Genomic DNA, 18,522 nt, shown 5'->3' with positions numbered 1-18,522 from the left:
CGGAGCGGCCTACAGCACCTGGGACAGGAACTGCTGCAGCCGTTCGGTTTCGGGCTTGTCGAACAGCTGGTCCGGCTTCCCGGTCTCGACGACGGCGCCGTGGTCCATGAACAGCACCGTGTCGGACACCTCGCGGGCGAATCCCATCTCGTGGGTGACGACGACCATCGTCATGCCGCCCTTGGCGAGGTCGGCCATCAGCGCGAGGACGCCCTTCACCAGTTCGGGGTCGAGTGCCGAGGTGGCCTCGTCGAAGAACATCACCTCGGGCTTCATCGCGAGGGCGCGGGCGATCGCGACGCGCTGCTGCTGTCCGCCCGACAGGTTGCCGGGCCGGGAGTCGGCCTTGTTGGCGAGCCCGACGAGTTCGAGCTGCTCGAGCGCCAGCGACCGCGCCTCGTCCTTGGACATCCCCTTGAGCTTGCGGGGTCCGAGGGCGATGTTGTCGACGACGGTCTTGTGCGGGAACAGGTTGAAGTGCTGGAACACCATGCCGATGCGCTGCCGCAGCTTGTCCGGGTTGTCCTTCAGCACCGACTTGCCGTCGAGCAGGACGTCACCCTGATCGGGTTCGTGGAGTCGGTTGAGGACCCGCAGCAGGGTGGACTTTCCGGAGCCGGACGGTCCGATCACGGTGACGGTGTCGCCGGCGTCGACGTGGAGGTCGACGCCGCGGAGCACCTTGTTGGTGCCGAATGCGAGATGCAGGTCGGTGCCAGTGAGAGAGACGGCCATCGCCTTATCCCCTTTCCACGACGATGGACTGTTCCACCGGGTCGAGCGTGCCGGACGTGTCGGCGCGGCCGGTGCGCAGACGGTTGTCGATGTAGTTGACGAGGTGGGTCAGCGGAATCGTCATCGCCAGGTAGAACAGGCCGGCGGCGACGAGCGGCGACAGGTTGCCGGTCTGCGCGTTGAGGTCGCGGCCGACGGCGAACAGTTCCCGCTGGCTGACGAGCAGGCCGAGGAAGTAGATCAGCGACGAGTCCTTGATGAGGGAGATGAACTGGTTCATCAGCGCGGGCAGCACCCGTCGCACACCCTGCGGGACGACGACGAGCGTCATCGACTTCCGGTAGCTGAAGCCGAGCGCCCGGGACGCCTCGAGCTGTCCGGGTTCGACGCTCTGGATGCCGGACCGGAAGATCTCACCGATGTAGGCGGACGCGAGCAGTGACAGCGCGGCGGCACCGAGCCAGTAGGGGTTGTTGCCGGTGAGTCCCTTGACGATGGGTCCGGCGCCGAGTCCGACGATGAGGATGATGACGACGGCGGGCAGCCCGCGGAACACGTCCGTGTAGATGCGGGCGGGCCAGCGGAGCCAGCGGGTGCGGGAGATGCCGGCCATCGCGAGCAGCATGCCGAGGACGGTGCCGACGATGCCCGACGCCAGCGCGAGGATCAACGTGTTCGGCAGACCGGTCTTGAGCAGATCGGGGAACGCCCGCGTGTAGAGGTCCCAGTTGAAGAACGTGTCCTTCAGCTGCTGGAGTGTCGACTTGGGCTCCGCGACCGGGGTTTCGGTCGTGTTCTGCGAGTTCTGGGCGGCGAGCGCGGCGAAGTCGGGCAGGTCGGGCACCGGCGCCGCCTTGCTGCCGGGCTTCCAGCCCTCGGGCAGTTCGCGGGGCACCCAGTCGGAGTACAGCTGCGCCCAGGTGCCGTCGGCGATGACGGCGTCGAGCCCGGAGTTGAGGGCGTCGATGAGCGGCTGGTTCTCCTTGTTGACGGCCCAGCCCACGAAGTTGTTGACGCTGAAGGTGTTCTCGACGATCGACGTGGGATCGCCCGGCGCGATGGCGCCCTCGGCCTGCTGGGACGGCGCCACCCAGGCGTCGATCTGCCCGGACTTCAGGTTTGCGTAGGCGGTGGCGTAGTCGGGGAACTTCACCGGGTTCAGCTTCAGCGTGTTCACGACGTAGTCGTCCTGGACGGTGCCCTGGACGACACCGATCCGAGTGGTCGCGGTCAGGTCGTCGAAGCCCTGGATCGGGCCGCCGTTGGGAACGACGAGGGAGAAGTAGCCGAAGTCGTAGCCGTTGGTGAAGCCGACGGTGTTGCGGCGCTCGTCCGTCGTCGTGATGGAGGAGGATCCGACGTCGAAGCGGCGCCCGGCCACCTGGGCGAGCAGTCCGGCGAACTCGGTGCCAACGAAGTCGACGCGCAGGCCGAGCTTGTCGGCGACGGCCTTCAGCAGTTCGTTGTCGTAGCCGGTGAACTGGTTGTCCGAGTTCACGCAGATGCTCGGCGGTGCGTCGGACAGCGTGCCGACGGTGAGCACACCGGGGGTGATGAGGTTCAGCTTCGACGCGTCGATCTGGTCGATCGGAGTGGTCGACGGCGTGGTGTAGCGGTCCTCGGCCGCGGCGCCTGCGGCGGCGAGGTTGGTCGGGGCGGCGGTGGCCGCGCCCACGCCGGGTGGCGAACACAGATCCTGCGGTGCCGCCCCGGACGTTTCCCCGTCACTCGAACACGACGACAGGGTCAGCGCCAGCAGGGCGGTGAGCAGTAGCGCCACCACCACACGGATCTTCGCTCCGACGGAAGAAAACATGGTGAGCAGCGTAACCCTGGCGGTCGGTATTTCCGGGGTCGGAGGACGTCGGGGGCGACAGCCGTCACTCTCCTTGTTTGTCATACAAACAAAGTCGAGTTATTGTTTGTATGACAAACAAGTAGGAGGCAGTCATGGTGCCGCAGACGGGCCGAGCAGCGCGAGCCACCCGGGAGTCCGGTCGCCAGACCCGCGACGCCCTGTTCACCGCCGCCACCGAACTGTTTCTCGAGCACGGCGAGGGCGTCCCGATCACGCAGATCTGCGCCGCCGCCGGGGCCCACCCCAACCAGGTCACCTACTACTACGGTTCCAAGGAACGGCTCTTCGTCGAGGTCGCGTGCGCTGCCGTGCTGCGTGCCGGCAAGCGGGCCGAGGACGACGCGGCGACGGCGGAGACCGTCGGCGACTACACGGAGAAACTCGTCGGCTCCCTGCTCGGGCCGGGCGCCCCCAGCGTCGAACTCTTCACGTCGGCGATGCTGATGACGGGACGCCGCAGTGAACTGCGCGACCTCATCACCGACACCCTCCGGACCCTGCACTCGTCGGGCGAGGACGCGCTGATCCGCACCCTGATGCGCACCGGCTGGCAACTGCGCGCCGGCATCGACGTCGAATCGAAGGCGTTCTGGTCGGCGATCTTCGGACTGGTGATCCAGAAGACCGCCACCGGTGAGAGCTTCGGCTACTCGCTCGAGGAGGCCGTCGCCGTCATCTTCGCGAACCTGCAGATCCCCGAGACCGTCCGCAACACCTCCATCGACTGACCTTCTCTCCTCCAAGGAGCGCGATGAACATCGTTCGCGTATTCGACAGCAACGCCCGGAAGGCGCCCGACGAGGCGTTTCTCCATTTCCAGGGTCGCGACCATACGTATGGTTCCGTGCAGGACGGCAGCCGCCGGGCCGCCGCCCTGCTGCGGACACTGGGGGTCGAGCACGGCGACCGCGTCGCTCTGATGTGTTTCAACACCCCCGGATTCGTCTACGCGATGCTCGGCGCCTGGCGCATCGGCGCGGTGGTGGTGCCGGTCAACCACAAGATGCAGGCATCCGAGGTGGACTACATCCTGCGGCACGCGCAGGTGAAGGTATGCGTCTTCGACGGCGCACTCGCACCCGTCATCGAGCGACTCGAGACGCCGGTGCAGCTGCTGTCCACCGACACCACCGTGGCGGGCCACGCCTTCTTCGACGACGCAATCGCGGACCTGGACGGCATCGACGGCATCGAGCCGGACGAGAACGACCCCGCCGAAATCCTCTACACGTCCGGCACCACCGGCGCGCCCAAGGGCTGCGTGCACAGCCACCGCAACGTCGTGCTCGTGGCGACCACGGCGGCCCTCGGTCTGTCGATCACCCGTGACGAGCGACTGCTGATGGCCGTCCCGATCTGGCACGCGTCGCCGCTCAACAACTGGCTGATGGCGACGCTGTACATGGGCGGCACCGTCGTGCTCGTCCGCGAGTACCACTCCGTCCACTTCCTGGAAGCGATACAGCAGCAACGCATTACGCTGTGCTTCGGTCCGCCGGTCATCTACACCACGGCACTGAATGCGGTGCCGGACTTCACCGACTACGACCTCTCCAGCGTCCGGGCCTGGCTCTACGGCGGCGGACCGATCGGCGCCGACGTGGCGCGCCGACTCGTCGAGTCGTACCGGACCACCCGCTTCTACCAGGTGTACGGGATGACGGAGACCGGTCCCGTGGGGGCCGTCCTCTACCCGGAGGAACAGCTCGCGAAGGCCGGCTCGATCGGCCGGGCGGCGCTCGCCGGCGTCGACATGCGCCTGGCCGGCCCCGACGGCATCGACGTGCCCGCCGGGGAGATCGGCGAGATCTGGCTGCGCACCGAGACCGTGATGCAGGGCTACCTCGACGACCCCGACGCCACCGCAGCCGTATTCGGCGACGGCGGCTGGTACCGCACAGGCGATCTCGCACGCCAGGACGACGACGGCTACCTCTTCATCGTCGACCGGGCGAAAGACATGATTATCACCGGCGGCGAGAACGTCTATTCCAAGGAAGTCGAGGACGCCATCTCCGGCCATCCCGACGTCGTGGACGTCGCGGTGGTGGGGCGGCCGCACCCCGAATGGGGCGAGACCGTCGTCGCGCACGTCGTGTGGCGTGAACCGGACGTCGTGGGTGCCGACGACATCCGCGACTACCTGTCGGACAAGCTGGCGCGCTACAAGATTCCGCGCGACTACGTCTTCGCCACCGTGCTGCCCCGCACCCCCACCGGCAAGATCCAGAAGCACCTGATCCGCTCCGCGAGCTGACTCACGAAAGACACTGCCATGACTATATTTTCCGACACGAACGTCACCCATCCCGCACCCCACCGGACGCACACCGTGCTCAACCAGTCGGCGCCCCGCGCCGACGTCAACGAGTTCACCCTCGACACGGTGCTGGCCGAGGGCGTGCGCCGCCACGACGCCGACTGGGCCACCGGCGAACTCACCGACATCGGTGCACTCGTCGGCAGCGCCACGTTCCAGCACGACGCCGAACTCGCCAACACGATCATCCCCGAACTGAAGACGTTCGACCGCTGGGGCAACCGGATCGACGAGGTCGAATACCACCCCGCGTACCACCGGATCATCTCCGCAGCCGTCGCGCACGGGGCGCACACGTCGGCGTGGGCCGACCCGAAGCCCGGCGCGAACGTCGCTCGCGCAGCGGCATTCATGATGTTCGCGCAGATCGAACCCGGACACTCCTGCCCGATCTCGATGACCAACGCCGTCATCCCCTCCCTCGACCTGCAACCCGACGTCGCCGCGATCTGGAAACCGCGCGCGCTGTCCCGCAGCTACACCCCCGCACTCGACGCACCCGACAAGGCGTCCGCGATCTTCGGCATGTCCATGACGGAGAAGCAGGGCGGCTCCGACGTCCGGGCCAACACCACCGTCGCGACACCCGCCGGACGCGGCGGTCCCGGCGCCGACTACCTGCTGACCGGGCACAAGTGGTTCTGCTCCGCTCCGATGTCCGACGCGTTCCTCGTCCTCGCGCAAGCGGAAGGCGCGGGCGGCGACGGCCTCTCGTGCTTCCTGCTGCCCCGCATCCTCCCGGACGGCACCCGCAACGTCTTCCGCATCCAGCGGCTGAAGAACAAGCTGGGCAACAAGTCCAACGCGTCATCCGAGATCGAACTCGACGGCACAGTCGGCATCATGGTCGGCGAACCGGGACGCGGCGTCCGCACCATCATCGAGATGGTCGCGCGCACCCGCCTCGACTGCGTGCTCGGCAGCACCGCCGGAATGCGGCAGTCCGTCGCCGAGGCAGTGTGGCACGCCCGGCACCGCTCCGCGTTCGGGAAGGTCCTGGCCGATCAGCCGGCCATGACATCGGTGCTGGCCGACCTGGCACTGGAGTCGGAGGCGGCCACCGTCACCGCGCTGCGCCTCGCCCGGGCACACGACGAGGACGCGAGCGAACAGGAACGCAGCTTCCGCCGGCTCGCGACCGCGGTCGCGAAGTACTGGATCTGCAAGCGCGGCCCGCACCACGCGTACGAGGCACTGGAATGCCTGGGCGGCAACGGGTACACCGAGGACTTTCCGCTCGCCCGCCGCTACCGGGAGCAGCCCGTCATGGCCGTGTGGGAGGGGTCGGGCAACGTCATCGCCCTCGACGTCCTGCGCGCGATGACCCGCGAACCCGACAGCGTCGCCGCATTCGACGCCGAGGTGAACCTGGCCCGCGGCAGCAACGCGGTGCTCGACGAGCACCTCGACCGGGTCCGTCGCCAGCTCGGCGAACTCGCCACCGAGGACCCTGCCCGCGCCCAGTTGCGCGCCCGCACCGTCGTCGAATCGATGGCCCTCGCACTCCAGGCGTCGCTGCTGACCCGGTTCTCGCCTGCCGCCGTCGCCGATGCATTCGTCGACGCCCGCCTCGGCCCCGACCGCACGCACGAGTACGGCACCCTCTCCCCCTCCGCCGATCTCGGGTCCATCCTCAGTCGGGCGTAGGCGGCTCCGCCGCCCGTGCGCCTTTTTGGTAGCTGGAACAACCAGAAAGGCGCACAAGCCCGGAGGGCCTACTTCAGCACCGTCGGCCCCAAGAACTCGCACACCTGCAGGGCGAGTGCGAGATCCAGCTTGCTGTGGGTGCCGGTGGCGGGCTCACCGAGGGCTTTGGTGATGCGGTATTTGACGGTGTTGCGGTGGAGGTTCATCTGCTGGGCGGTGTGGAGGTGGCTTTCGCCGGTCGCGAAGTAGGTGCTGAGCGTGGACCGCAGTGTCGCGGCCTGGTCGGTGTTCTCCGCGAGCGGGCCGAGGACCTCCCACACCCAGGCCCGGGTGGAGTCCAGGTTCTCGGCGAGGAGGGAGACGACGGCGACGCCGCGGTCGCCGAAGCCGACGATCGGACGGGCCGGGGTGTTGGGCACGGTGGCCACGGAGTAGGCGGCGCGCGCCTGTTCGTGCGACCGCCGGAATCCCGCGACCCCGGACGCGGGCAGTCCGATCGCGGTCCGGATGCCCGGGTTCGCGGGCAGGGTTGCGGCGAGTTCGGTGGTGTCGAGGACGGGTTTCCGGCGGCCGAAAGGCAGCCAGGCCCACAGGGTTCGGCGGTCGATGGCGGTGACGATGGGTGCGGAGTCGGTGGCGAGGTGGCGGGCGAGATCCCGCACGTAGTGGTCGAGTGCGTTGAGGCTCGCCTCGGTGTCGGGACCGGTGGACCACAGGATCATCGCGACATGCGTCTGCTCGAGCCGGTAGTGGGTCTCGGCCTCGAACGCGGACCCGTCGTTGCCGGTTCCGGTGAGGAGGGTGTGGATGGTCGACGAGTGGACGTTGCCGCGGGCACCCAGCCATCGCCGGCGTTCCTGCTCGTAGGCGTCGAACACGTAGAGGGTGATCCAGTCGATGTAGCTGTACACGACCTCCGAAATATGTTTGAGCACAGCGAGTGTCAGCGGTCCGGACAGTTGGAGGGCGCTGACCTCGTCGTAGCAGATCTTGATCAGGTCGTCCTGACCCATGTGGTACGCGCGAACCAGCGAGTTCGACGACACGTCGCGTTGCGCCAGTCGCAGCGCGTACTCCACGGCGGCGGTGGTGGGCTGCAAATGATCGACGGGAATGTCGTTGGCGAGGACGTGCACGATCGTCGAGACGTTGCCGTTCACGCTCGCCTCGAGCAGTTCGACGAGTTGCGGGTCTTCGTCGAGTTGGTCGATCTCGTGCGCGAGCAGCGCGCTCATCGTGCGGGTGATCTCCGCCTGCCGCGCATCGAGTTTCCGGGCGATGCCGGCGACGATGTCGAGGACCTCGGCCTCCGCCATCGCGGGCACCCGCGCCATGCGGCGCCTGGCACCGGCGCCGCGGTCGCCGGGGGCGGGACTGCTCACAGCACGTCCCCTCCGCCCTTGCGCAGATAGCGCAGGGCCGATTGCGCCGCGTTGTATCCGCACATCCCGTGTGCCCCGGCGCCGGGCGGTGTGGAGGCCGAACACAGGTACGTGCCGGGGACCCCGGTGCTGTACGGGTCGAGGGCGATGCGCGGACGCAGCACGACCTGGGTTTCGGTGTTCGCCCCGCCGATGATGTCGCCGCCGACGTAATTGGGATTCGACGCGGCCAGACGAGCCGGTCCGCTGCTGACCGTGGCGACGATGCGGTCCCGGAAACCGGGGGCGAATCGCTCGATCTGTGCGGTGATCGCCTCGGACGCGTCGCCCGAGTAGCCTTGCGGCACATGGGCGTACGCGTACAGCGGATGCAGATCGCCGTTCGACCGACCGGGATCGGCGAGGTACTGCTGACCGAGGAGCACGAACGGCCGCTCCGGCATCCGGCCCGCAGCGACGTCGCGTTCGGCGGCCGCGATCTCGGCGAAGCTCCCACCCAGGTGGACGGTCCCGGCGCGTCCACATTCGGGATCGGTCCACGGCACCCCGCCCTGGATGGCGAAGTCGACCTTGAACGCGGCGGGCGCGTGCTTGAACCGGCGGTATGCGCGGGCCACCCGGTCGGGCAGGCGAGCGCCCAGGATGCCGAGCGCGGCGGACGGCGCGACGTCCAGCAGGACGACGTCGGCGGTCGGGAGTTCGTTCCACTCGCGGACGTGGACACCGGTGGTGATCTTGCCGCCCCGGTCGGTCAGCAGGGCGGCGAGTGCGCCGGTGATCGACTGCGATCCGCCCTCGGCGACGGGCCACCCGTAGCGGTGCCCGGCGGCGACGATCATCATCCCGACCGCGGACGTGGCCGGACGGTCGAGACGGTAGTAGGCGTGCGCGGCGGCACCGCCGAACAGTGCGCGGGCCTTGTCGGTGCGCCACCAGCGGGCCGTCACGGCGGCCGGGAGTAACGCCCGGGGCCCGAAGCCGGCGAGCCGGAGCGGGTGCCGGGGCACGTTCACGATCGGACGCATGAGGTCGGCGGCCAGGTCGTCGAAGCCGTCGGCGAGTCCGCCGAACATGCGCTGCCAGCGCGCGCCGTCCTCGCCGAGTCCGGCGGCGGTAGCCGCGATCGACCGGTGCAGCAACCCCGCCTCTCCGGAGTCGAGGGGGTGGGCGCAGTCGATCTCCGGCCACTTCCACGTCAACCCGTACCGGCCGAGGTCGAGGGTCTGCAGATACGGCGATCCGGCACCCATCGGGTGGAACGCCGAGCACTCGTCGTGCAGCAGTCCGGGGACGGTGAGTTCGCCGGAGCGGGTACCGCCGCCGATGGTGTCGGCGGCCTCGAGGACCTGGACGTCGACGCCGTGGCGGGCGAGGTGGACCGCGGCGGCGAGCCCGTTGGGCCCGCTGCCGACGACAACTGCGGTGGTCACGGCCGCACCACCAGATCTGTCTTCTGCATCTGCGCCTCCCGCGTCCGCACGTTCGAGTCGTCTCCGTCCAGTGTCCACTGCACGTCGAACGGAATGGGACCGTTCGGCAGCCACGGCTGCTCGTTGATCGCGTCGGACACCTTGTACGTTCCCCGCTCGATGACGCCGAGGGCGGCGTCGATCACCTTGTACTGCTGAGTGCCCCTGTGGATGGGCTGCGATTCGATCCACGCGACGACGAACTCGCCAGGAGCGAAGTTGCAGCGCCTCTGGAGTGCCGCGATCAGGAACTCGTTGTGCAGGTGACCGTCACCGAAGTTGAATGCCACCAGCGAGTTGCAGCTGAACTCCGCCTCGCGCAGCGAGTAGGTGTCGATGTCGTCGCCGAGGTGGCGCATCATCAGCGAGAACAACGCCCGCCCCTGGCTGTGCATCGACCGCCAGCCGAGCAACTGGTGCATCACCACGTCCGCGACCTCCGGCGGGTAGGTGGCGAGCAGCTGGGTGCGCGTGTTCTTGGTGGGACGGATGATGTGCTCGTCGAGCTTCTCCTCGGCGCCCGGTGCGAAGGCCCAGGTGGCGGACGCCCAGTTTCCTGCGTACTGCCGCATCGAGGGCAGGAACGACACGAGGTCGGGGCGCAGGTTGCCGAGGATCGGGAAGAACACCAGGGCGGCGACGATCACCGCGGTCAGCCACACCGAGGACATGTCGGCGACGCCGTACCCGTCCCAGGCGGGGAATCCGAGGAACAGGAAGATCGACGCGTAGGCGAACAGCAGGTTCCACTCGAGCGGCACCGCCAGCGGGAACGTGGACAGGATGAACAGGTGGAACGCGACCATCAGCGCGACCGCCAGCAGCGTCAGCGTGCGGTTGGTGGAGAACAGCAGCACCAGCGGGGTCACCACCTCCACGACCGTCCCGAGCACGTGGGCGACACCTCCGGCGACGATCGACGGCCGCAGGTCTTCGGGGAAGTTGCGGTAGTGCGCGCGCTTGATCTTCTTGAACGGCATCCACGGGGTGTTGCTCAGCATCGGCGGCACCACCATCGAGAAGTGGTGTCCGAGCTTGGAGACGCCCGCCCCGACCCACACCGAGACGATCAGCAGCTTCAGCGCGATGATCATGTCGACGAACGGCAGGACCCCGAAGAAGACGATCGCGGGCAGGTACTGCTCGCTGCGGGCGGCGATGAAGATGACCTTGTCGCGCAGACCGATCAGCACCAGCAGCGCGATCAGGGGAAACAACACCGCGGGGCGGACGAGTCCGGAGTTGTCGGTGAGGGCCGCGTCGATCGACGACGTGTGCACGCCCGGAAGTAACAGCGCCACAATGATGTTGATCAGCAGGGCCGAGTAGATCAGGACGTCGCCGACGGTGCGGGTGTCGCCCGAGGTCAGCGGCACCTTCCCCGGCCACGGTGGGAGCCGGATGGTCCCGGGGTGCAGCCAGTACAGGATGCCGCCGGTCATCGGCTTGAAGTGCCCGGCGAGCGGACCCCACGAACCGGCGAGACCCACCGCTTCGAGCAGCACCGTCCACAGGATCAGCTTCTGGTAGACGATCGGCTCGTTCCACCAGGCACCCACGTCGAGGACGTTCAGGCCGGACGTGAACGTCGCCAACGTCAGCCCGATACCGAGGTAGAGGACGAGTAGTTTCAGAATGTAGATGGTGTGCACCATCTTCGGGGTTCCGAAACCGTAGTCGACCCAATGGGTCGACATGGCGCGCAGGCGGTCGCGGAACGGAAGGTCGAGGAAGGTGGCGGGGTCGACTTCGGGGAAGTTCCCGGTCTTGAATCCCATGGGAGGCTCCTGAGGGTAGAGGGCATCGCCTCGGGTGTGTCCCGAGGTGCAGGGTTTTGCTGGATCAGCTGACGGCGGCAGGCCGGTGGCGACTCCGCAGTCCCGGTTTGTCGATCTTGCCGACGGGGTTGCGGGGCAGCGCGTCGACGATGTGAATGGCCACTGGCAGTTTGACTTTCGTGAGCCGGCTGCTCAGGTGGTCGGCCAGGAGGACGTCGGTGACGGCGGTCTCCGGGTAGGTGACGACGTATGCGACCGGCACCTCGCCGTACACGTCGTGCGGGGCTCCGATCACGGCCGCCTCGAGGACGTCGTCGTGAGTGGCGAGAGCGTTCTCGATCTCCTTGGGGTAGATGTTCTCTCCGCCGCGGATGATCATGTCCTTGATGCGATCGACGAGGGTGAGGTAGCCGTCCTCGTCGAGTCGGCCGACGTCGCCGGTGTGCAACCAGCCGTCGACGACGGTGCGTTCCGTTTCCTCGGGGCGGCCGAGGTAGCCGCGCATCACGTTCGCGCCCCGGATCACCACCTCACCGACCGCCCCCGCCGGCACCGGTGCGCCGGACTCGTCGACGATCGCGATGGTCTGCCCCGGCAGTGCGGGGCCGACGGTGCCCGGCTTGCGAAGGCCCTCCGGCGGGTTGCACGCGGACGCGCAGGTGCCCTCCGTCAGCCCGTAGCCCTCCACGATGACGAGTCCGAAACGCTGCTCGGCGTGGTCGAGGAGTTCCTTGGAAATCGGTGCGGCCCCGCAGACCGCGAAGCGCAGCGAGGAGGTGTCGCCGACGGTGTCCTGGGAGACCAGGAGGGCGTAGGTGGTCGGGACTGCGGAGAAGTACGTCGGCCGCAGGCGGGCGACGTCGTCGAAGAACCGGGCCGGTGAGAAGCGTCCGGTGACGCTCAGCTGACCGCCGGCGAGCATCGGGGTCAGGAAGCTGACGCAGATCGCGTTGACGTGGAACAGCGGGAGGATCAGGAGGCAGTGGTCGTCGGCGGTCAGCGAGAAATGCTGCACCATCGAGGAGCTCATGAACTGCAGGTTGTCGTGGGTGAGCATCACGCCCTTGGGCCGTCCGGTCGACCCGGACGTGTAGATCAGCAGGGCGAGGTCGTCTCCGCCGGCGGTGGTGCCGGGTGCCCAGGCGGGGTCGGGGGTGGTCGCCATGTCGTCGACGGCGATCACGGGACGGCCACCGGTCGGTGCGCCGGGTCCCTCGTTGACGACGAGAACCGCTGTGGCGTCGTCGATCTGGTACTCCGCCTCGCTGGCGGTGAACGTGGGATTGACCGGGGTCGCGGCCGCACCGATCCGCCAGGAGGCCATCAGGGCGATGAGCAGTTCCGCCCGGTTCGGCAGCATGATCGCGACGACGTCGCCACGACCGACACCGTTCTCGGACAACTGTGCGGCGAAGGCGTCGACCCGCTCCGCGAACTGTGCGTAGGTCAGTTCGAGTCGGTCGTCGCGCAGGCATGGCGCATCTCCGCGCTGCGCGGCGAGGTCCCAAGCGAAATAGCCGATGTGCGACACGATTTCGTCCGCCCTTTCTTTGTGGTGTGATCCACAACACTATCGACGGGGTTTCGTGCAAGAAACGGCCTCGGGGGCTCGAGTTCGGGCGGTTCGTTGTCGGTTGAGCACAATCGCGACCGTCCGGGGGCCTGTTGCCTCATGTCAAGATGCCCGCGAAGTCTGATTCGTTGACTCATCGAGAAGTGCCCGCGTGAGAGGGGCTCTCCTCGTGGGTGTGTTCTTGGCGGTGGCGAGGGCGATGAGCTCGGTGGTCAATGCCTGGATCTGACGCTGGACGGCGGCGGGGTTGATGGTCGAGTACGTGTCGGCGAGGATGGCCTTGTCCTCTCCGGTGACGGCCTCGTGCTGGTCTGCACGCCGATGCGGAGTGGTGGCGATGTCGTACTTCTTGGTCACCTTCGCGCCGTCACGTTCTTTCGACACCAATTTCTGCTGTGGGTAGAAGTAGTTCGTTAGCTGCGACTGCAGAACCCAGATCTGATTGAGCAGCAACAACTCTGCAGAGGTGTCATAGCGGAGATAGCCGACGATGGTGCGTACTACGGCCCAGTTCTTCTGCTCGACGTGTGCCCCGTCGTTGGAGTTTCCGGGACGCGAGCGGGTGAAGGTGATCTGCTGTCTGTTGCACCAGTCGAGCAGGTGGTGGTTGATGAACTCGCTGCCGTTGTCGGAGTCGACGCCGAGGAGTGGGAACGGCATGATGGCAGCGATCTCGTCGAGTGCGGCGATGACCCATTTGCGGGCCTTGTTGCGCACACTGCGGTTCTCGGTCCAACCGGTGGCGATGTCGGTGACCGTCAGCGTGTAAGCGTGCTCACCGACGGCGTTGCCGCCCTCGTGGCCGACCAGGTCGATCTCGACGAACCCCGGCGCCGCATCATCCCACTGCGCCCAGGTGCGGATCGGGATCTGGGACTTGAGCAGGGAACCGGGCTTGGTATGTGATCGGCCCTTGAGTTCATGGTTCTTGCGTTCGGGCGCCAGCCGTCGGTCGATGGTGGCTGCAGACATGCCGACCAGCAACAGTGCGGTAGCGTCGTCGATGTCGAGTTCACCGAACGCACGCAGAATGGGCACGAGGTCTGGCAGTGCCGGCGCAAGCCGCTTCCCGGCAGGCATCCCCAGCACCGCCCAGCAGAAGATCAACGCTGCAACAACGTTCGGCCCGTACGTCGGTGGGCGCCCGGTTCGGGGACGGACCACCTTCGGAATCAACGCTGCCCGCAATGCCTTGCGGGCGTGGTCGCGATGCCAGCCGGTCGTGGCGCACAGTTCGTCTAGGATCTTCGCTTTGCCCGGCTTGTCGGCGCGCTTGTAGCGGGTCGCGATCGCCGTGGTGACGGCTCTGCGTTCAGCCATGGTCAGTCCCATCCTCCGGCCCTACCCTCGACCACCACACCGACGTGATCGACACGCCGCTACGCGGGCGTTCTCACGTGAGGCAACGAAGGGGCTTACGCGGGCATTTTGGATGAGTCAACGCGGGGGGTTGACACCGTGCCGCGGGCGTGGTCAATATATGCGAACGCTTAGAAAATAAGCACATGCTTAGAACTGAGGGGCTGCAGGTCCGCACCGACTGCCGTCCACCACGTCAATCGGTAGGAGTTACTCATGCCCGAGGCCGTCATCGTTTCCATCGCTCGTTCCCCGATCGGTCGCGCCATGAAGGGATCGCTCAAGGGCATGCGCCCCGACGACCTCGCCGCGCAGATGGTCCAGGCGGCACTCGACAAGGTGCCCGCGCTCGACCCCACCGACATCAACGACCTCATCCTGGGCTGCGGCCTGCCCGGCGGCGAGCAGGGTTTCAACATGGGCCGCAACGTCGCGGTCCAGCTCGGCTACGACTTCATCCCCGGCACCACCATCACCCGGTACTGTTCGTCGTCGCTGCAGACCACCCGCATGGCACTGCACGCGATCAAGGCCGGTGAGGGCGACGTGTTCATCTCCGCCGGTGTCGAGACCGTGTCCCGGTTCACCGCGGGCAACTCCGACTCGCTGCCCGACACCCAGAACCCGCTGTACGCCGACGCGCAGACCCGCACCGAGAAGCTCGCCCAGGGCGGCCAGCAGTGGGTCGACCCGCGTGAGGAGGGCCTGGTCCCCGACACCTACATCGCGATGGGCCAGACCGCCGAGAACGTCGCGCAGATCACCGGCATTACCCGCGAGGAGCAGGACCGGTGGGCGGTGCGTTCGCAGAACCGCGCCGAGGCGGCAATCAACGAGGGCTTCTTCGAGCGGGAGATCACCCCGGTGACCCTGCCCGACGGCACCGTCGTGTCCACCGACGACGGCCCGCGTGCCGGCACCACCTATGAGGCCGTCAGCCAGCTCAAGCCTGTGTTCCGGCCGGACGGCACCGTCACCGCCGGCAACGCGTGCCCGCTCAACGACGGCGCCGCCGCCCTGGTGATCATGTCCGACACCAAGGCCAAGGAGCTGGGGCTGACCCCGCTCGCCCGGATCGTGTCCACCGGGGTGTCCGGGCTGTCGCCGGAGATCATGGGACTTGGCCCGATCGAGGCGTCCAAGCGGGCCCTCGCCATCGCGGGACTGGGCATCTCCGACATCGACCTCGTCGAGATCAACGAGGCGTTCGCCGTGCAGGTGATCGGGTCGGCGCGGGAGCTGAACATCGACGAGGACAAGCTCAACGTCTCCGGCGGCGCGATCGCCCTCGGCCACCCGTTCGGCATGACCGGTGCCCGCATCACCGCGACCCTGCTCAACAACCTGACCACCCACGACAAGCAGTTCGGCCTCGAAACCATGTGCGTCGGAGGCGGACAGGGCATGGCCATGGTCCTCGAGCGGCTGTAGGCGGCTCCGCCGCCCGTGCGCCTTTTTGGTAGCCAGAACAACCACAAAGGCGCACGGGTGCGAAGCGCCTACGCCAGGCCCGACAGCGGCGGCGGGGTGTTCTCGTCGCGCCAGGCGATGGCCTCCTTCAGCGTGCCGAGGTCGTAGTCGGGTCCGCCCACACCGACGGTGAACAGGGTGACGCCGGCGTCGACGTGGGCTGCCGCGTCGTCGACACCCGGCCACGACGTGGAGTGCTGGATGCTGTCGGGGCTGCGTCCGGCATCCCGTGCGTACCCGGCGAGGATCCCCGACTTACGTTTGTACGTGTCCATGTCGCTGAAGCTGTGCCAGATGTCGCCGTACTGCCCGACCAGCGGCAGTGTCTTCTTCTCGCCGCCACCGCCGATGAGGATCGGAATGTGCCGGGTGGGTGCGGGTTCCAGCTTGCCGAACCGGGCGGTGATCCGCGGAAGGTACTCGGCGAGCAGGTTCAGCCGCGATCCCGCGGTACCGAATTCGTAGCCGTACTCGTCGTAGTCGCGCTCGAACCAACCCGAGCCGATGCCCAGGATCAGCCGTCCACCGCTGATGTGGTCGACGGTGCGGGCCATGTCGGCGAGCAGATCCGGGTTCCGGTAGCCGGCACACGTGACGAGTGCGCCGATCTCCACCCGCTCCGTCTGCTCGGCGAACGCCCCGAGCATCGTCCAGCACTCGAAGTGGGCGCCGGCCGGGTCGCCGTACAGCGGATAGAAATGATCCCAGTTGAAGACGATGTCGACGCCGGCGTCCTCGGCGCGCAGTACCGCGTCGCGGATCAGCCCGTAGTCGGGCGCGTGCTGCGGCTGAAGTTGGACACCGATGCGAACTGGACGAGTCATTCGTGGCTCCTCGGAGTAGACGTTGGGCCTTCTCGATCCATAGTGCTCGCGCGACGGTCGGGCGCACAACGAACCCGCCGAGCGGGCGATTTGAGCGGGCGAATGTACCGTCCGGCGCCCCAGATACGCCAAGCGGTACATTCACCCGGTTGTCGGCGCGTCTTCCGCCCATCGTCTCCGAAATGGACGAGGACGCATCACCGCCCGACTGCACGGCGGACGTGGAAGACTGGGTGTGTGAAGGTCACGCAGAGGCCTGACCCGCCCACCGGCATCCGGCGGGCGTTCTTCCGCGCGCCGATCTACCTCTACCGCGTCCACCTCGGTTTTCTCCTCGGGGGCCGATTCCTGCTCCTCGAACACGTCGGGCGCAAGACCGGCGCCCGGCGGCAGGTCGTGCTCGAGGTGGTCAACCACGACGCCGTCGGCGACGGCTACGTGCTGGCCGCCGGGTTCGGTCCCAAGTCCGATTGGTACCGGAACCTGCGGGCGCAGCCGAACGCGAGGATCCAGCTGGGCCGCCGGCGACTGTCCGTCACAGCCGAATTCCTCGACCCCGAGACCGGTGCGGACTTCATGGCGCACTACGGGTCGGAGCATCCGAAACTCGGAATGCGGATCGCCCGAGGCATGGGCTTCGACGTCGACGGCAGCGCGGCCGACTTCCGGGCGGCCGGCCGTGAGATCCGTTTCGTCCGGCTGCGCCCCCGCGTCTGAGGCGCCTCAGTTCAGCCGCACCCCGCCCGCGAGGAGCATGGTCCGCAGGACGAATGCCGCCTCGGGGCCGATGATCTCCCCGACCAGGGTGAGGTAGCGGTCCACGTACTCCGGTCCGTGCGGTGCGACCGTCGGGTACTCGGGGTCGGACGGATCCAGGTGATGGGCCACCTCGTGGAGCACCACCAGTTCGCGGAACGCCCAGGCATTTCCGTTCCGATGCTCGGGGACCGCGATTGTGGCGCAATCGCTTTCGTAGTGGGCGGCCTTGTTGCCCGACCGCGCGCGGACGTGAACCGGGGTGGCCGCCCGCGTCCACGTCGACCGCACCCAGTTCAGGGCGAGCACCCGGTCGACGTAGTCCTGCACCGAGTCGATCGACGCAAATTTGCGTTCCACCGGCAGCGTCACCTGCGACCCCATCACGTCCACGACGCGCAGCCCGCGCTCGTCGGCGCGGTCGAACATGGTGCGCACGAGGGCTTCCGCGTCGTACACGGCGGTCCGCTGAGTGTCGCGGGGTCGCTTCACGACGGGATCTGCTTGCGGGCGGTCGACAGTTCGGGTGAGTTGCTCAGGCGGGCGGTCCGGGCGGCGCGGTCGCCTGCCCGGCGGGCGCTCGACGAATGTCCTGCGGACGCCCGCCCTCCGCGCCACGTGCCGCGGGCCTGCGAGTTCTCCGAGTAGTAGTCCTTCAGCTCGAGCTGTTTGTCGCGCAGGACCAGCGCCGTCTCCGCCGACGACTCCGGCACGGACACCGCCTGCTCCTCGGCCTCCTTCTTGGCGTCGGCGAGGCGCTGCCCGATCCGCGCGGCGTAGGCGAGCTGGAAGTTCAACCGGGCGGTGACACCGGCGACGGGGCGCCGCACCCGTGTCGCGACGCGACGGCGTCCGCGCTTCTCGACCTGCGTCCGCACCGTCGTCTCGCCGCGGTACTCCCCCGACTTGATGTAGGAGTCGGACGCCCGGACCATCTGGATCAGCAGGCTCGCGTACAGGGCTTCGCAGACGTCGATGTCGCCGGCGAACCCGTACGCGTAGATGACGGCCGACGTCTGGGCGATGTCGCACTGGACGTCGTTGGCGGCGGCGATCACCAGGAACAGTTGCGCGTACGTGCGCAGACCCTTCTTCCCCGGTTCACCGATGGTGATCAGGCGCTGCGTGGGAGTGGCGCGCTTCTCCCGGCCCGCCGCGTGTGCGCGCGCCACCGCGAGGTCGATCGAGGAGGCGGTGGCGAGCCGCTGGGCGGCGGCCATGAAGGCCTCGCCCTCGTGCGGGTTGTCGGTGGATTCCGCCTGCCGGAGGAGCCCACCGATGCGGGTCAGCATCTTGTCGGAACTCACCCAGGCAGGCTAGCCCCCGTGCGCCTTTCTGGTCGTCGGCGCTA

General features: G+C 67.8%; 15 protein-coding genes. 5 read left to right on the top strand and 10 right to left on the bottom strand.

Features of this window, described 5'->3' with window-relative positions; genetic code table 11:
* Positions 1-9: 9 nt before the first annotated feature.
* Positions 10-735 (bottom strand): amino acid ABC transporter ATP-binding protein, encoded by a 726-nt coding sequence (locus tag ACLIVD_RS35995; RefSeq protein WP_005249317.1) that lies wholly within the window; start codon positions 733-735, stop codon positions 10-12.
* Between the two features lie 4 nt (positions 736-739).
* Positions 740-2,551: an ABC transporter substrate-binding protein/permease gene (locus ACLIVD_RS35990; RefSeq protein ID WP_491931625.1), complete on the bottom strand. Its 1,812-nt coding sequence runs from the start codon at positions 2,549-2,551 to the stop codon at positions 740-742.
* Between the two features lie 134 nt (positions 2,552-2,685).
* Between ACLIVD_RS35990 and ACLIVD_RS35985 the strand changes: the two genes are divergently transcribed.
* From ACLIVD_RS35985 to ACLIVD_RS35975, 3 genes are read left to right on the top strand one after another with little or no spacing between them, the layout of a single operon-like run.
* Complete coding sequence (locus tag ACLIVD_RS35985) at positions 2,686-3,321, top strand: TetR/AcrR family transcriptional regulator C-terminal domain-containing protein (RefSeq protein WP_280779321.1); 636 nt, start codon at positions 2,686-2,688, stop codon at positions 3,319-3,321.
* Between the two features lie 23 nt (positions 3,322-3,344).
* Positions 3,345-4,850 (top strand): class I adenylate-forming enzyme family protein, encoded by a 1,506-nt coding sequence (locus ACLIVD_RS35980; protein WP_491931624.1) that lies wholly within the window; start codon positions 3,345-3,347, stop codon positions 4,848-4,850.
* A gap of 18 nt (positions 4,851-4,868) precedes the next feature.
* Complete coding sequence (locus ACLIVD_RS35975; protein WP_491931623.1) at positions 4,869-6,560, top strand: acyl-CoA dehydrogenase family protein; 1,692 nt, start codon at positions 4,869-4,871, stop codon at positions 6,558-6,560.
* Between the two features lie 68 nt (positions 6,561-6,628).
* On the opposite strand, the gene ACLIVD_RS35970 is transcribed toward ACLIVD_RS35975, so the two are convergent.
* From ACLIVD_RS35970 to ACLIVD_RS35950, 5 genes are all read right to left on the bottom strand, one after another.
* On the bottom strand, positions 6,629-7,942 hold the full coding sequence (locus tag ACLIVD_RS35970; RefSeq protein ID WP_491931622.1) for a PucR family transcriptional regulator: 1,314 nt from the start codon (positions 7,940-7,942) through the stop codon (positions 6,629-6,631).
* Entirely contained in the window at positions 7,939-9,372 is a 1,434-nt protein-coding gene (locus tag ACLIVD_RS35965; protein ID WP_491931621.1) for a phytoene desaturase family protein, read from the bottom strand. The genes ACLIVD_RS35970 and ACLIVD_RS35965 overlap by 4 nt, the downstream gene beginning before the upstream one ends.
* A complete protein-coding gene (locus tag ACLIVD_RS35960) occupies positions 9,369-11,189 on the bottom strand; it encodes a DUF3556 domain-containing protein (RefSeq protein ID WP_491931620.1) in 1,821 nt (606 codons plus the stop codon). Before ACLIVD_RS35960 ends, ACLIVD_RS35965 begins: the two co-directional genes overlap by 4 nt.
* A gap of 64 nt (positions 11,190-11,253) precedes the next feature.
* A complete protein-coding gene (locus tag ACLIVD_RS35955) occupies positions 11,254-12,720 on the bottom strand; it encodes a class I adenylate-forming enzyme family protein (protein WP_491931619.1) in 1,467 nt (488 codons plus the stop codon).
* 144 nt (positions 12,721-12,864) lie between these two features.
* Complete coding sequence (locus ACLIVD_RS35950; protein WP_164060291.1) at positions 12,865-14,094, bottom strand: DDE-type integrase/transposase/recombinase; 1,230 nt, start codon at positions 14,092-14,094, stop codon at positions 12,865-12,867.
* 243 nt (positions 14,095-14,337) lie between these two features.
* Between ACLIVD_RS35950 and ACLIVD_RS35945 the strand changes: the two genes are divergently transcribed.
* Positions 14,338-15,552, top strand: coding sequence for an acetyl-CoA C-acetyltransferase (locus ACLIVD_RS35945; protein WP_491931618.1), 1,215 nt, complete (start codon positions 14,338-14,340; stop codon positions 15,550-15,552).
* A gap of 68 nt (positions 15,553-15,620) precedes the next feature.
* On the opposite strand, the gene ACLIVD_RS35940 is transcribed toward ACLIVD_RS35945, so the two are convergent.
* Positions 15,621-16,415, bottom strand: coding sequence for an LLM class F420-dependent oxidoreductase (locus tag ACLIVD_RS35940; RefSeq protein ID WP_005264455.1), 795 nt, complete (start codon positions 16,413-16,415; stop codon positions 15,621-15,623).
* 237 nt (positions 16,416-16,652) lie between these two features.
* Here ACLIVD_RS35940 and ACLIVD_RS35935 point away from each other — a divergent pair, with 237 nt between their 5' ends.
* Entirely contained in the window at positions 16,653-17,132 is a 480-nt protein-coding gene (locus ACLIVD_RS35935; protein WP_317571457.1) for a nitroreductase family deazaflavin-dependent oxidoreductase, read from the top strand.
* A gap of 6 nt (positions 17,133-17,138) precedes the next feature.
* Here ACLIVD_RS35935 and ACLIVD_RS35930 read toward each other — a convergent pair whose 3' ends face one another.
* The gene (locus tag ACLIVD_RS35930; RefSeq protein ID WP_041811575.1) at positions 17,139-17,663 is read right to left on the bottom strand and encodes a TIGR04338 family metallohydrolase; all 525 of its coding nucleotides are present in this window, start codon (positions 17,661-17,663) and stop codon (positions 17,139-17,141) included.
* The gene (locus ACLIVD_RS35925; protein WP_317571459.1) at positions 17,660-18,478 is read right to left on the bottom strand and encodes a DUF2786 domain-containing protein; all 819 of its coding nucleotides are present in this window, start codon (positions 18,476-18,478) and stop codon (positions 17,660-17,662) included. The genes ACLIVD_RS35930 and ACLIVD_RS35925 overlap by 4 nt, the downstream gene beginning before the upstream one ends.
* Between the last annotated feature and the right edge of the window lie 44 nt (positions 18,479-18,522).

This window comes from Rhodococcus sp. G6(2025) (genome assembly GCF_058628105.1).
This window is presented reverse-complemented; position numbering and strand designations above follow the sequence as displayed.